The sequence below is a fragment of the Corynebacterium sp. KPL2734 genome, from assembly GCF_040225595.1.
GTDB lineage: Bacteria > Actinomycetota > Actinomycetes > Mycobacteriales > Mycobacteriaceae > Corynebacterium > Corynebacterium rhinophilum.
The window spans coordinates 73,393-87,534 of sequence record NZ_JBEHFO010000007.1 but is presented as its reverse complement, the minus strand read 5'-3'; the positions used below and the strand labels follow the sequence as shown (position 1 = coordinate 87,534).

The 14,142-nt window shown below is 58.0% G+C and carries 9 protein-coding genes; 5 read left to right on the top strand and 4 right to left on the bottom strand.

Annotated features, from left to right (window positions below; translation table 11 throughout):
* Positions 1–9: 9 nt before the first annotated feature.
* Positions 10–3,132, top strand: coding sequence for a DUF3427 domain-containing protein (locus ABRP88_RS06545; RefSeq protein WP_349836675.1), 3,123 nt, complete (start codon positions 10–12; stop codon positions 3,130–3,132).
* A gap of 93 nt (positions 3,133–3,225) precedes the next feature.
* Entirely contained in the window at positions 3,226–4,518 is a 1,293-nt protein-coding gene (locus ABRP88_RS06540; RefSeq protein ID WP_349836674.1) for an Nramp family divalent metal transporter, read from the top strand.
* Here ABRP88_RS06540 and ABRP88_RS06535 read toward each other — a convergent pair.
* Both ABRP88_RS06535 and ABRP88_RS06530 read right to left on the bottom strand, forming a co-directional pair.
* The gene (locus tag ABRP88_RS06535; RefSeq protein WP_349836673.1) at positions 4,515–4,742 is read right to left on the bottom strand and encodes a hypothetical protein; all 228 of its coding nucleotides are present in this window, start codon (positions 4,740–4,742) and stop codon (positions 4,515–4,517) included. The two genes, ABRP88_RS06540 and ABRP88_RS06535, sit on opposite strands and share 4 nt — an antisense overlap.
* A gap of 39 nt (positions 4,743–4,781) precedes the next feature.
* Positions 4,782–6,017, bottom strand: coding sequence for an MFS transporter (locus ABRP88_RS06530; protein ID WP_349836672.1), 1,236 nt, complete (start codon positions 6,015–6,017; stop codon positions 4,782–4,784).
* A gap of 112 nt (positions 6,018–6,129) precedes the next feature.
* Between ABRP88_RS06530 and ABRP88_RS06525 the strand changes: the two genes are divergently transcribed.
* Entirely contained in the window at positions 6,130–6,648 is a 519-nt protein-coding gene (locus ABRP88_RS06525; RefSeq protein ID WP_349836671.1) for a hypothetical protein, read from the top strand.
* Positions 6,649–6,652: 4 nt separating this feature from the next.
* Here ABRP88_RS06525 and ABRP88_RS06520 read toward each other — a convergent pair whose 3' ends face one another.
* Together ABRP88_RS06520 and ABRP88_RS06515 are read right to left on the bottom strand one after the other, a co-directional pair.
* A complete protein-coding gene (locus tag ABRP88_RS06520; protein WP_284896179.1) occupies positions 6,653–7,504 on the bottom strand; it encodes a DNA primase in 852 nt (283 codons plus the stop codon).
* A gap of 81 nt (positions 7,505–7,585) precedes the next feature.
* Complete coding sequence (locus ABRP88_RS06515; protein ID WP_349836670.1) at positions 7,586–9,289, bottom strand: carboxylesterase/lipase family protein; 1,704 nt, start codon at positions 9,287–9,289, stop codon at positions 7,586–7,588.
* Between the two features lie 146 nt (positions 9,290–9,435).
* Between ABRP88_RS06515 and ABRP88_RS06510 the strand changes: the two genes are divergently transcribed.
* Together ABRP88_RS06510 and ABRP88_RS06505 are read left to right on the top strand one after the other, a co-directional pair.
* Positions 9,436–10,173 (top strand): hypothetical protein, encoded by a 738-nt coding sequence (locus tag ABRP88_RS06510; RefSeq protein ID WP_349836669.1) that lies wholly within the window; start codon positions 9,436–9,438, stop codon positions 10,171–10,173.
* Between the two features lie 163 nt (positions 10,174–10,336).
* Positions 10,337–14,092: a multifunctional oxoglutarate decarboxylase/oxoglutarate dehydrogenase thiamine pyrophosphate-binding subunit/dihydrolipoyllysine-residue succinyltransferase subunit gene (locus ABRP88_RS06505; RefSeq protein ID WP_502879870.1), complete on the top strand. Its 3,756-nt coding sequence runs from the start codon at positions 10,337–10,339 to the stop codon at positions 14,090–14,092.
* Positions 14,093–14,142: the final 50 nt, after the last annotated feature.

Here is a 14,142-nt window from a genome sequence, read left to right as displayed (position 1 = left end):
CTTGTAGCTATGAGCCATTCCTTGGATTCCTCGCTCCCCTTCGGCGTTTACGAAACCCCGGTGACCTCACGCATCCGTGAGCGAATGGAAGAAACTCAAAGCCGACACCCATCGGCTGGGTTTGGGGTCGGAAGCGGCACAGATGATAACGCTCGCGGGCGCTACACATCCGCCATGTCTCAACACATCGGCGATCTACTAGAACAGCGCCTCATGGGACTCAAATCCTCAACAGACCGCGTAGCACTCATCAATACAATCGCTGGGCTGCTTGGCGAGGACGAAGATGTCGATGCCGAGCAACTCCTCTACGCCGTCTACAACACTTCTTTAGCCGAGCCTCCGCTGCTTCCCGATGTATCGCTAACTAAGAGCGCGCTTTTTACCAATGCCCAAGGCGAAGCCAGCTTGACCAGTGAAATTGAGCGGGAAATAAAGACGGCTGATTCCGTCGACTTGCTGTGCGCATTCATCAAGAGCTCCGGAATCAGTGTCCTTGACCAGCACCTACAGTACCTGCGCGACAACCAGATTCCGTTCCGCCTATTGACCTCCACTTACTGTGGTGCTTCCGATGCGGCGGCTCTTAAACGCCTGGTAGAAAAATATCGCGCCGATGTGAAGATTTGTTATGAGCATAAATCCACACGCCTGCATGCCAAAGCATGGCTCTTCCGACGAAATTCTGGTTTCGACACTGCCTTTATTGGAAGCTCGAATCTTTCGCGGTCTGCTCTTATCGATGGCTGGGAGTGGAATGTGCGCGGCTCTGCTACGGCGACGCCTGAGGTCATTGAAAAGTTTATAAAAACCTTTGACAGCTACTGGCACGATAGCCACTTCAAAACTTTTGACCCGGCGCGTGACATGGATCGCCTGCAGGAATCCCTGCGCATCGCCAAAGGCACAGAGTCCCCACAAGCGTTGCGCCAATTAGAGCTTTCTGGCCTGGAAGTTACTCCCTATCCTTATCAAGAAGAAATGCTCGAGGCACTGCGGTCCGAACGTGAGGTAAAGGATCGCCACAAAAATCTACTCGTTGCGGCAACAGGCACTGGCAAGACCGTCGTCGCCGCCCTGGATTACCTTAATCTTTGCCGGAAGTGGAAGCGCCGGCCTCGCTTACTCTTCGTCGCACACCGCAAGGAAATTCTTCACCAGGCGCGCCGTACGTACCGCGAGGTACTAAAGGATGCCGACTTTGGTGAGCTGCTTGTCGATGGCACCGAGCCCCGGCGCTGGGACTTCGTCTTTGCGAGCGTTCAGTCGCTCAATTCCACTCGCTTAGAAAAGCTCGCGCCAGATCAATTCGATGTCGTGGTAATCGATGAATTTCACCATGCCGAAGCACCAACTTATAACGCACTTCTCAGTCATTTTGAACCAGACGAATTACTTGGACTGACCGCAACACCAGAGCGCGGTGATGGCAAAAATGTCCAACAGTATTTCGACTACCGCATTGCCCATGAACTACGCCTCTGGGATGCCTTGCGCCTGCAGCTGTTGGTCCCCATGCACTATTACGGAATTGCAGACGGCACGGATCTTTCCTCACTCACATGGAACAGAGGAAAGAAGGATTACAACACCACCGAGTTATCAGAGTTCTATATCAAGTCTGGCGAAAAGCGGACGCGATTTATTCTGAATGAACTGGACAAACGGATTTTCGATCTTTCTGAGATGAAGGCGATCGGCTTTTGTGTTTCCATCGCCCACGCAGAGCACATGGCGCAGCATTTTCAGCATTTTGGCATTCCAGCCCAAGCGGTGACCAGTAAACTGACTTCCTCTGAACGCGCGGAAGCCATTAAACAGCTAGAAACCGGCGCCATCAAGGCTCTCTTCTCCGTTGATATTTTCAATGAGGGCGTCGACATCCCTGCGGTTAATACGCTGCTCCTACTCCGGCCGACCCAAAGCCCGATTATCTTCCTACAACAACTCGGCCGCGGTCTTCGCCTTGCTCCCGGCAAAGATTCTTGTACCGTATTCGATTTCATTGGCCAACAACATGTTGAATACGATTTTGAGCGTAAATTCAACGCGCTAACGAGAAAACGTGGCAAACGATTACTCACCGAAATAGAGCAGGGCTTTCCCACCACGCCACCAGGAACGCACATCCAATTCGATGAGTCGACGACGGAACAGGTCCTCAACAACGTCAAGAAGACGGCACGCAGCAATTTGCGGAAAGTGCGTGCGCTGGTAGCGGAAATACGAACTACCGATCTCAAAAAGTTCCTTGACGAGGCAAACCTCGAATTGGAGGATATTTACCGGCCGAATAAGTACTCGTGGACCCGTCTTCTGCGGGAGGAAAACCTCCTCGAGCCATGTGACGATGAGATGGAAAACTTCTTGCTCAACCGGATTAAAGTTTTCCTTCATGTCAATGATACGACGCGCATTGAGGCCTATCTTCGAATCCTAAAATCCGCTACCTCGCAATTCGGTGATATGACGCCCACTGATCAAGCCTTTGCACGGATGCTGGTCTTGGGGTTTTGGGCTAATTCCAATGCACCCAGCCCGTCATCTTTTGACGAGGCGCTGGGAATATTGCGGGAGCACCCACGAGTTATTTGGGAACTCGAGCAGGTCATGCTGCTACAAAATGATGCTTCGCGTATTATCCCACAGCCGAGCGACGACACCGTTTTGGAAACCCACGCCGATTACTCCTTGGCAGAATTAGTGGGTGCCCTGCAAGCAGGAGAATTAGAAAAACTAGTCAGCCTTCCGCGCGAGGGAGTGAAATACTTCCCTGATATAAACATAGACTTGTTCTTGGTGACCTTCCAAAAAGACGATCAGGTGAGCGCTACCACGAATTACCGTGATTACCCGATTTCACCGGATCTTCTCCACTGGGAGTCGCAATCTACTACAACTTTAAAATCGAAGGCCGCACGCCGTTATATTCAGCACGAGGAGCTCGGCGGGAGGATTTTTATCGCATCTCGCTTCACTAAGAAGAACTCAGTGGGCACCGCGAGCGCCTATACATTTTTAGGCGCTGTGGATTATGTTTCCCACCACGGAGAAAAGCCCGTTCAGTTTCAATGGAAGCTCCAAAGAACCATGCCAAAGGCTCTGTACGCTGCTGGTCGGACCGTCGCTTAGCACGCATGGTTGAACAATTAGGCTGCACTTTACCCACCAAGAGTGATACATTTCCCTTAAGTGATTCAAACCACAGCCAATTAAGGAAGTGTCATGAGCCAATCTTATAACCACACCGGCGCAACTCCCGCCGCAGGCCAACAGACACACGACTCTGAGCCACAAGCAAAGGTGAAATGGACCCTCGTTGGTCCGGGTTTGGTCGCCGCGGCCACCGGCGTCGGTGCCGCTGACCTAGTAGCAACCATGATTGCCGGCCAGCGCTACGGTTACGCACTGTTATGGGCCGTCATCGTCGGTACGATTATGAAAATCGTACTGGTGGAAGGCGTCGGCCGCTACAGCTTGGCCACCGGAAACACCATGTTCCACGGTTGGCGGGAGCTAGGACGCTGGACCTCGTGGTACTTCGCGCCCTACATCGTCATCTGGGGATTGGTTTATGGCGCCGCCGCCATGTCCGGTACCGGCTTGGCGTTAAGCGCACTCTTCCCCGGTACTAGCTTGACCATGTGGGCCATCCTGACCGGCGTGTTGTGCTTTGTCCTTACGTGGCTGGGGCAATACCAACTCTTTGAAAAACTTGCCGCCGTCTTGGTTGGCATCATGTTTGTCACTGTGGTGGGCATCGCCGCAATTACCGCGCCTAATTTGCCAGAGATTCTGCGCGGCCTTGTCCCCACCATCCCGGATGGTTCTTTCGTCTACGTACTCTCCATCGCCGGTGGTGTCGGCGGCACCATTACCCTTGCCGCCTATGGCTACTGGCTGCGAGAAAAGAAATGGTTCACGCCCAAGTGGATGAAGGTCATGCGCATGGATAACTCGGTGGCTTATGCCGTCACCGGCATCTTCGTGCTCGCTACACTTGTCCTTGGTGCCGAGCTTTTGTACAGCGCTAATGTCGCTGTCTCCGATAATGACCAGGGCTTGGTGGACATGGCGGACGTGCTGGAGGCTCGCTACGGAGCCTTTATTTCTAAATGGTTCATCGTCGGCTTCTTCTCTGCCGCATTCTCTTCCTGCTTGGGTGTGTGGAACGGTGTATCCCTCATGTTCGCGGACTACGTGGGGCACCTGAAGAATCTCCCACAAGGCCATCCCAGCACCAGCACGGGCGGTAAGTACTACCGCGCCTACCTCATCTGGTTGACCTTTCCACCGATGCTTCTCCTACTGCTGGGCAAGCCCACCGGATTGATCATTGGCTACGGTGTCTTGGGGGCATTCTTCATGCCGTTCTTGGGCCTTACGCTCTTGGTACTGCTTAATACCAAGCACACCCCGAAGGAATGGCGCAATGGTTGGTTTATCAACACCTTGATGGGCATCATTTCAGCGGCCTTCGTCTACCTGTGCGTGTCCCAGGTTGCCGGGCTCTTCTAGCCTTTTTGCTCGTAATCTTCGAGGTACGCGCCGATCACCCTTAAGCTCTCCACCTCTCGGGGCAGGATGTGCCGGCGCGTACCATCCTCGAGGCGGCGGAGTACCCAAGTATTTTCTTCGATCCACCAGGCACGGCCCACAACTATGTCTGAATTATGCAGCCGTACCCAAATAATCAAGGCGTTATTGACCGCATCAAGAAAGCGCGCGTTTAAGTCATCCACACGCGCATAACTTAGCCGGCATTGAGCGGTTGCCGTCAACTATTTTTTCGGCATCCGCTCTACTTCCACCTTGGACTCTTCGCGCGGCTCGCGGCCGAAGAGCCAGGCGATGATGCCGAAAATGGCGATGGCACCGCAGACCGTGAAGGCTGTGGGGAAGCCATAGACATCGGCAAGCAGCCCGATGAGCATGGGGCCCACGATTTGGCCGAAGTCTCCTGACATCTGGAAGGCGGACAATACCTTGCCGCCGGAGCGCTCGTTGCCCACGATGTCTGCCACCGCGGCGGTCTGGGAAGGATTGATAAGGCCCGATGCTGCACCCGCAAGCGCGGATACGAGCAAGAGGAACCACACGCTGGTGGCCAAGCCCATGAGCACCATGAAGATGGCGGAGCCGACCAAGCCAATCAAGATAAGCGGCTTGCGGCCGTGGAGATCGGACCACCGGCCAGAGAACTGGAGAATAATCGCATTGCCTGCGGCGAAGGCCGCGAGAGCCAAGCCCGAGGCTGCGGCGCCATTATGGAAAATGGCAGCGGCGAAAAGCGGCAGGACGGACACGCGCACGCCCATATTGATCCAACCGTGGGCGAAGTTGGAGGTGAGAACCGCACGGAATGCGGTATCACCCCAGGCCTCCTGCAGGCGCATGGGAGGTAGCTCCGAGGTGGTGGTTTGGGCGTGGTTGACCCGCGGCATCTGCCACCAGACAACGAACGCAGCAAGCATCACGCCGATGCCGTAAATGAAAAATGGCCAGCGAAAACCCAAGAACGACAGGCTGGCGCCGAGCACTGGGCCGGCGACATTGCCCAGCAGGAATGCCGTGGCATACGTGGCGGAGCACTTACCGCGAATCGACGGTGGAGACAGACGCACGATAAGGCCCATCGCGGAGACGGTAAACATGGTCGAGCCAAGACCTGCCAGGGCGCGCAGCACCACGATGTGCCAATACTCCTGAGCAATGGCGACCAATCCCGTGGTCACGGCAACGGTCATCAAGCCCACCAGGTAGACGCGGCGCGAACCGACGCGATCCACCAATGAACCAGACACCGGCGCGAAGATCAGCCGGGAGGCGGCGAAGATGGATACCACGAGGCCGGCGGCGGCCATCGATACATCGAAGCTGACCACGAACTGCGGCAAAAGCGGGGCGATAAGGCCATAACCTAAGGCGATAATGAACGCCGCCGTTACCATTACCCAGATTTCCCGCGGCACCTTGGGCTTTTCGTAGGGCGCCGGTTCGGCATTAGCACTCTTCATAGCACGTGCAACCTTATGCCTTTGAAGGTCTGAAAGCTATTTAGCCCACTTATTCGAACACGTATTTGCATTCTTCGAACTCGTGTCGGCCCTGCGGTTTAGAGTAAGTGCCATGCACAACGTAGATAAGAACTTTTCGCACACAGTACCCAGTCAACCCAATGCCATGGCTACGGAAATCGCCGCCGACTTGGCTTACCACCACTATGAGACCGTCAGCTCTATTTCCGCCATCATGCACCACCCACGGTCCTTGGCTCGCCCCACCCCGACGTGGCGTCCGCCCATAAAACAGCTGCCATCCACGCCTGGTGCTGTCGGCGCGGACTACAGCATGAGCATTACGCGCCACCGCGTGGGAGCACGAGTGAAGGCACGGATCCGCGGGTTCGGTGAAAGCCGCATCCCCGCCTACCTCATCACCATTCGGATCACCGATAACTTTGGGCAGGTGGTCGACCCCGCCACAGCGGAAGGGTGGATACGCACGCTTGTCCCCGTAGAATTAGCTGGCGCCGTCCACGAAATCTCTCGTGGGCCCAATGCCACTTACGTGTGGCTCGTGGATAGCGCCTTTAAGCCCGTACGCTCGCCGGAATCCCTTTTCACGGGATTCCAACAAGCGGCTTAGGGGCTTAGTTGTTGTCGCCCTCGTCATCAGCGTCAGCGTCGTCTTCGGTGAAGGTATCGAAGAACTCAAGGTCCTCGTCATCGTCATCATCGGCATCTTCGCAGAAAATGTCGTAGACGTCTGGTTCCTCGAAGTCATCCTCATCAAAATTGACGAGCTGTGCCTCCCAATCAAGAGCTTGTTCCGAGACCAGACCAAGCACGTCAAAGAGTCGGTCGAAATCGGTGTAGGTGCCCAGTTCTAGGGCCTCAGCGGGGACTTCTACGATAGGGATGTCATCAGAATCGGTGTTGCCAAAGAGGGCAAGGCGCTCGTTTTCATCGAGGTCTTCGCCTTCCTCATCCACCTGCCATAGCTCCGTGACGGCCTCATCTTCGAGCTCTTCCATGTCTTCTTCATCGAAGTCGAAGGCCAAGAAGCGCACGATGGCAGAGGGCACGCCGTCGATGGTTTCTACTAATACGCGCAGCTCTGAATCGTTGCCTACTTCCGCCACCACCAGGTGCGGGTTGAGTTCATCCTGGTCAAACTCCAATTCCGCGATGCGCTCATCGGTACCTTCCAAGAGGTCCCGCAGGACGGTAACAACCTGGTCGGTGGCGATGTGGCGGGAGACGGCTTCTACGGCGTCTTCGACGGAAAAGGCAACGGAGACCAAGACGGCCTCGAATTCTTCATCGTCTTCATCCACATCCGCCGCAGCGATGTACACGTTGGCGGCAGGCAAGAGAGGATCGATTTCAACAAACTGGATTTCCAAATCAGAGGTGATTGGAACGAACATGACGTCTTCGTTGACGCGGGACTCGATGCCCTCGGCGTCCAATGCGGAAGCGATATCTTCGAAAAAGCTCATGGTGGTGAAAAATCCATCCTTCGGAAGCAGAGGTCCCCGCGGTGGGCAAGACGCCACCCGCGGTCACTGTGGAGTCTACCGCTAATCCCGCCCGTGTGGTTGGAAACCAAGTGAGCGCACGAGCTCTGGGCGCCCACTTCCCCACTCCACCATGTGGTAATCCTCCCACGCCTTGCGGCGTCCATCGTTGGGGGCGTGCACGATATAGGCCTGTTCATCAAAGATCATGGTCGCGCGGTCCCCGCCGTCATAGCGCGGCCACTGCTCCTTGGGGCTGTCGCCGTGGATGAATGCGGCCCAGTGATCTTGCATGGTGGAGGTCAATTCCTCCATCTCAGCGCGCGAGCCCCAGCCGGTTAGCAGGGAGGCGCGGGAGGATTGGGGATCACCAAAGACATTGCCCAATTCCATCGAGTGCATGGCACCTAGCCCCAGCCACTTCAAGACGGCGGAGGCGAAGTCAAAGCGGTACATCCACGTATCGGCCACTTCAGAGTGGGCGCTGGCGATGCGGGTGGAGGGTGCCCAGAAGAGGGCATCGGCAAGCAAGTGCGCAAAATCCTCCCTGCGGACCGCGCCGCGATAGGCTGCAACGACCTCAGGGGCGTGGTGGGGATCATAGGAGGCCAAGAGCCGGAGGGCTGCGCGCTCCCGGGCGCTTTGGCGCTGAAAAAGGAATTTGCCAAAGCTGGCTTCATCCGAATTCGTACCAATCAGCAACGGAATTTTGTGCTGATGGCCCTGCTCGAAGGCGGTGATGGGGTGCTCGGGCAAAAGTTCGCCGTCCACCGTGGGCGCGTAGCAGGAGTTCAAGTGCAGTAGCTCGCCGGCGCGCCACATCATGGATTGGCCGGAGCGCACCACATCCGCACAGTCTTCTTGACGCAGATCATCCACGCTCACTCGGCGCGGTAGGCCCACTCGGCGCGCAAGTTCGCGGGCCCACAAGGTGGATTGGGCACGGGAGTGCACCAACGCAATCGGTGGGGATTGGGCAATGGCGCGGTGGAAGAGCCCCTCGGCCGGCGGGCTGGTCATGAGCGCCAGCACCGCGGCACCGCCGGCGGATTCGCCCATGAGGGTGACCGAGTCTGGGTCGCCGCCAAAGGCAGCGATGTTATCTCGCACCCAATTAAGGGCCAGAATCTGATCCGCCACGGCGGGGTTAGCGCTGCACTCGCCGCCGAGGCTGCGCAGATCGAGATATCCCAAGGCGTTGAGGCGAAAGTTGATAGATACGTAGACCACGTTCATGCGGGTGGCGAGCTCAAACCCGCGCAGCATGAGCATGTGGGATGAACCCATGATGAAGCTGCCACCGTGCAGGTACACCACGACGGGCAACTTTTCCTCCGTGCGCGGGCGCACGATGTCTAGATACAGGCAGTCCTCGGAGCCGACGATGCGGTCGGTCCAGGAGTACGTGGGTTGTGGGGCGATTGGCCCGAATTGGCTGCAATCGCGCACCCCGTCCCAGCGCGGTGCCGGGCGTGGGGCGCGGAAGCGGTTGTCGCCAGCTGTGGAGGCGCCGAAGGGAATGCCACGCCACGTGCGCACCGGCCCGGCGCTGATGGGGCGATCTACCCTAAGGTCTTCTTCGATGACCCCGCGCACCCAGCCGGAAGTCGTGCGCACCGTGAGCTCATCCGCATAGGCATTCTGTGCCCGCTCGTGGGCCTGACGGGCGCGCTCGTGTGCGCGCATGGCCCGCAAGCGCGCGGCAGCGGTGGACTCTTCGGAATAAAAGTCCCCAGTGTCACGTTGATTTTCCTGCGGGTAAGGCATACTCCCTACCTTAGGTAGGTTGCACGCCGGTGGCGATCCGAATCGCACATGCGCGCCCACCTTATTTCAAGGTCAGGGCTATGCTAGGTAAAAATTCAATTAATACCACTGCCCCAACGAACTTAAGGATTGGTGTGGGAAAAGGCATGTCCATATTTAAAAAGTCCACCCCGGATAAAGCAGCTAGCGACACGTATGACATCGATCCGGAGCACAGCGGGCGGTTTACTAGGGCGCTGCTGAGCTCCCTGGACCGCGCGGTATCCGTGCAATCTGGTGTTATTTCCAAATACGTCAAGAACCTAAAGAAGCACCACCCGGATGCCACTGACCAGGAGTTGCAGGGCTTTATTAACAAGCACTTCATCAATATCACTACTGGCACGGGCGCGGCCGCCGGTGCCTCCGCATCCGTGCCCGGCATTGGGCTATTTACGGGCGCGGCCACCATTGGTGCGGAATCCGTAGTCTTTCTTGAAGCCGCTGCGTGGTACATCCTGGCGTCCGCGTACCTGCGCGGCGATGATATCTCCTCGCCCGAGCGCCGCCGCGCCCTAGTGCTGGTGGTATTGACGGGCTCGAAGGGCTCTGCGGTGGTCGATACCTTTGTCGGTGACCTCGGCACGGTCACGGGGGCGCGTTCCGTGGCCTCCCTCTCCCGCTTTTCCGGGCCCACGCTATCTGGCATCAATGGCCGGTTGACCAAGGTATTTACCAAGCAAATCACCAAGCGCATGAAGTGGGCCTGGGTGGGCAAGCTCATGCCTATGGGCATCGGCGCGGTCATTGGCACGAAGGCCAATCGCAAGCTGGCCAATCAGGTCATCGAACACGCCCGCCACCAGCTCTCCCCTCTTTCCCACACTGAGGCGGGTACCCAATGATCGTTTAGAGCGAATTCAGTACCCCTGACATAGTGAAGGTGAGGGATTGGCCCGTATCATATAGGCAGACACTTTGGCGGGTGATAAATGCGCTCGTACAAAGTCCGGACTAAAGTCGAATAAACGACCATTTTAAAGCAGAGAAATGAGGCGAAAACCTGCCGTGAGCACATCGAGCATCTTCGGCCCGAATGCGTGGCTGATAGACGAGCAGTTCCAGCAGTACTCCAAGGATCCTAGCTCCGTAGACAAGGAGTGGCGCGACTATTTCGAAGCAAACGGCGCGCCCAAGGCGCAGCCGGAAGCTGAGTCTCCTTCTAAAGCATCTAAGCCACAGCCAAAGAAGGCAAAGGCAGAGTCCACGTCCTCGGCCAAGAAGACCGAAGGCACTACCACCGCCCGCAAGCAAGAGGCCCGCGATACCAACGTGAAAGAGTCTGTATCTAAGGCCAAGGAAAAGTCCGCGAAGGCTAAGCATTCTGCAGGCAAGAATGCGCAGTCTCCGCTGGAAAACCTAGAAGATTACAAGGGCGGCGACGAGCGCCAGCTCAAGGGCATGTTCAAGGCGATTGCTAAGAACATGGAAGAATCCCTCGAGATTCCTACCGCTACCACCGTGCGCGATATGCCGGTCAAGCTCATGTGGGAAAACCGCTCCATGATCAATGACCACTTGAAGCGCACCCGCGGTGGCAAGATTTCCTTTACCCACATTATTGGCTACGCCATGGTCAAGGCCGTGCAGCTGCACCCTGGCATGAACGTGCGCTACGAGGAAAAAGACGGCAAGCCCTTCGTCGTCCAGCCTGAGCACATCAACTTGGGCCTGGCCATCGACCTCCCGCAGAAGGATGGCTCCCGCGCCCTCGTGGTCGCCGCCATCAAGGAGTGCGAGACCAAATCTTTCGCCGAGTTCATTGAGGCTTACGAGGACATCGTTACCCGTTCCCGTAAGAATAAGCTCACCATGGATGACTTCTCTGGGGTCACCATTAACCTGACCAACCCGGGTGGCATCGGCACCCGCCACTCCATTGCTCGCCTGACCAAGGGCGCAGGCTCCATTATCGGCGTTGGTTCCATGGATTACCCGGCAGAATTCGCCGGCGCTTCCGCTGACCGCTTGGCTGACTTGGGCGTCGGCCGCCTGGTCACCTTGACCTCCACCTATGACCACCGCGTTATCCAGGGTGCAGAGTCCGGCGAGTTCCTGCGCACCATCGGCAAGCTCATTGTTGATGACGCCTTCTGGGACGAGCTCTTCGAGTCCATGGGCGTTCCTTATGAGCCCTTCCGTTGGGCACAGGACATCCCCAACTCCGGCGTGGACAAGAACACCCGCGTCATGCAGCTCATCGAGTCCTACCGCTCCCGCGGGCACTTGCTTGCCGATGTCAACCCGCTCGGCTGGTCCCAGCCCGGCCTGCCTAGCCCGGATCACCGCGACCTCGACATCGCTACGCACGGCCTGACCATCTGGGATCTGGACCGCGTCTTCAACGTCGGTGGCTTTGGCGGCAAGGAACAGATGACCTTGCGCGAGGTACTCTCCCGCCTGCGCGCTGCTTATACCCTGAAGGTCGGTTCCGAATACACCCACATCCTGGACCGCGACGAGCGCAGCTGGATGCAGGACCGCCTCGAGGCCGGCATGCCTAAGCCGACCAACGCCGAGCAGAAGTACATCCTGCAGAAGGTCAACGCCGCCGAGGCATTCGAGAACTTCCTGCAGACCAAGTACGTGGGCCAAAAGCGCTTCTCCCTCGAGGGTGCCGAGACTCTCATCCCGCTGCTGGATTCCATCATCGACACCGCTGCGGGCCAGGGCCTCGACGAGGTCGTCATGGGCATGCCGCACCGCGGCCGCTTGAACGTGCTGTTTAATATCGTCGGCAAGCCGCTGGCAGATATCTTCGGTGAGTTCGACGGCAACTACAAGGGCGGCCAGCTCGGCGGCTCCGGTGACGTGAAGTACCACTTGGGCTCCGAGGGCGAGCACCTGCAGATGTTCGGCGATGGCGAAATCAAGGTCACCCTTGCCGCCAACCCGTCGCACCTCGAGGCCGTCGACCCAGTCATGGAGGGCATCGCCCGCGCCAAGCAGGACATCTTGGACAAGGGCAAGGACGGATACTCGGTCGTTCCCGTCATGCTCCACGGCGATGCGTCCTTCACCGGCCTCGGCGTCGTGCAGGAGACCATCAACCTGTCCCAGCTGCGCGGCTTTACCAACGGCGGTACCGTCCACATCGTGGTCAACAACCAGGTGGGCTTTACCACCACCCCGGATTCCGGCCGCTCCACCCACTACGTCACCGACCTGGCCAAGGGCTTTGACTGCCCGGTCTTCCACGTCAATGGTGATGACCCAGAGGCCGTTGTCTGGGTAGGCCAGATGGCCGCAGAATACCGCCGCCAGTTTGGCAAGGACGTCTTCATTGACCTCGTGGTCTACCGCCTGCGCGGCCACAACGAGGCCGATGACCCATCCATGACCCAGCCGCAGCTGTACTCGGTCATCGAGAACCACGAGCCGGTGCGCGAGCACTACACCAACGAGCTCATCGGCCGTGGCGACCTGTCTGCCGAGGACGCCGAGGCAGCCGCACGCGACTTCCACGACCAGATGGAGTCCGTGTTCACCGAGCACAAGGAAGCCGAAAAGGCCGGCCCCAAGGAACAGACCGGTATTACCTCCTCGCAGGAGCTCACCCGCGGCCTGGATACCTCCATCACCGCAGAAGAGATGGTCGAGCTTGGCGATGCCTACGGCAACCCACCCGAGGACTTCGAGTACCACAAGCGCGTGGCCAAGGTGGCCAAGGACCGTGCGAAGTCTGTCCGCGAAGGCGGCATCGACTGGGGCTGGGGCGAGCTGCTCGCCTTCGGCTCCCTGGCTAACCAGGGCAAGGTCGTGCGCCTGGCCGGCGAGGACTCCCGCCGCGGTACTTTCACCCAGCGCCACGCCGTGACCTTCGACCCCCGCAATAGCAACGAGTACAACCCGCTCAACTCCCTGGCAGTGTCCAAGGACAACGGCGGCAAGTTCATGGTCTACAACTCCGCGCTGACCGAGTTCGCCGGTATGGGCTTCGAATACGGCTACACCGTGGGCAACCCCGATGCCCTCGTGGCATGGGAGGCTCAGTTCGGTGACTTCGCCAACGGTGCCCAGACCATCATCGATGAGTACCTGTCTTCCGGTGAGGCCAAGTGGGGCCAGCTGTCCAGCCTGGTTCTCCTCCTGCCGCACGGCTACGAGGGCCAGGGCCCGGACCACTCCTCCGCCCGCATCGAGCGCTACCTGCAGCTGTGCGCGGAAGGTTCCATGACCGTGGCCCAGCCGTCCACCCCGGCTAACCACTTCCACTTGCTGCGCCGCCAGGCTTTGGGCGAGATGAAGCGCCCGCTGGTCGTCTTCACCCCGAAGTCCATGCTGCGTAACAAGGCCGCCACCTCCTCCGTTGAGGAGTTCACCGAGGTCAAGAAGTTCCGGTCCGTTATCAATGACCCCCACTTCGTGGACGTCAACAACAAGAAGGTCGGCGACACGGACAAGGTCAAGACCATCATGCTGGTTTCTGGCAAGCTCTACTGGGACTTGGAGAAGAAGCGCGAGGCCGACGGCCGCGATGACATCGCCATCGTCCGCGTGGAAATGCTCCACCCGATTCCGTTCAACCGCCTGAGCGAGGCATTCGAGATGTACCCGAATGCCACCCAGGTCCGGTTCGTACAGGATGAGCCCGCCAACCAGGGCCCATGGCCGTTCTACAACGAGCACCTGCGCGACCTCATTCCGGATATGCCGGAAATGGTCCGCGTTTCCCGCCGCGCCCAGTCCTCTACGGCTACGGGTAACGCCAAGGTGCACCAGATTGAGCAGAAGAACTTGCTTGAAGAGGCCTTCGACGTTTAATCGCTTTTAATCGCCGAAGCCGCACCTAGCGCAGTACAGCGCTGAATGCC

What these genes read in the sequence shown, in the direction of transcription:
- ABRP88_RS06545 (WP_349836675.1), top strand. Translation starts at nt 10, where the DNA reads ATGAGCCATTCCTTGGATTCCTCGCTCCCCTTCGGCGTTTACGAAACC.
- ABRP88_RS06540 (WP_349836674.1), top strand. Translation starts at nt 3,226, where the DNA reads ATGAGCCAATCTTATAACCACACCGGCGCAACTCCCGCCGCAGGCCAA.
- ABRP88_RS06530 (WP_349836672.1), bottom strand. Translation starts at nt 6,017, where the DNA reads ATGAAGAGTGCTAATGCCGAACCGGCGCCCTACGAAAAGCCCAAGGTG.
- ABRP88_RS06525 (WP_349836671.1), top strand. Translation starts at nt 6,130, where the DNA reads ATGCACAACGTAGATAAGAACTTTTCGCACACAGTACCCAGTCAACCC.
- ABRP88_RS06520 (WP_284896179.1), bottom strand. Translation starts at nt 7,504, where the DNA reads ATGAGCTTTTTCGAAGATATCGCTTCCGCATTGGACGCCGAGGGCATC.
- ABRP88_RS06515 (WP_349836670.1), bottom strand. Translation starts at nt 9,289, where the DNA reads ATGCCTTACCCGCAGGAAAATCAACGTGACACTGGGGACTTTTATTCC.
- ABRP88_RS06510 (WP_349836669.1), top strand. Translation starts at nt 9,436, where the DNA reads ATGTCCATATTTAAAAAGTCCACCCCGGATAAAGCAGCTAGCGACACG.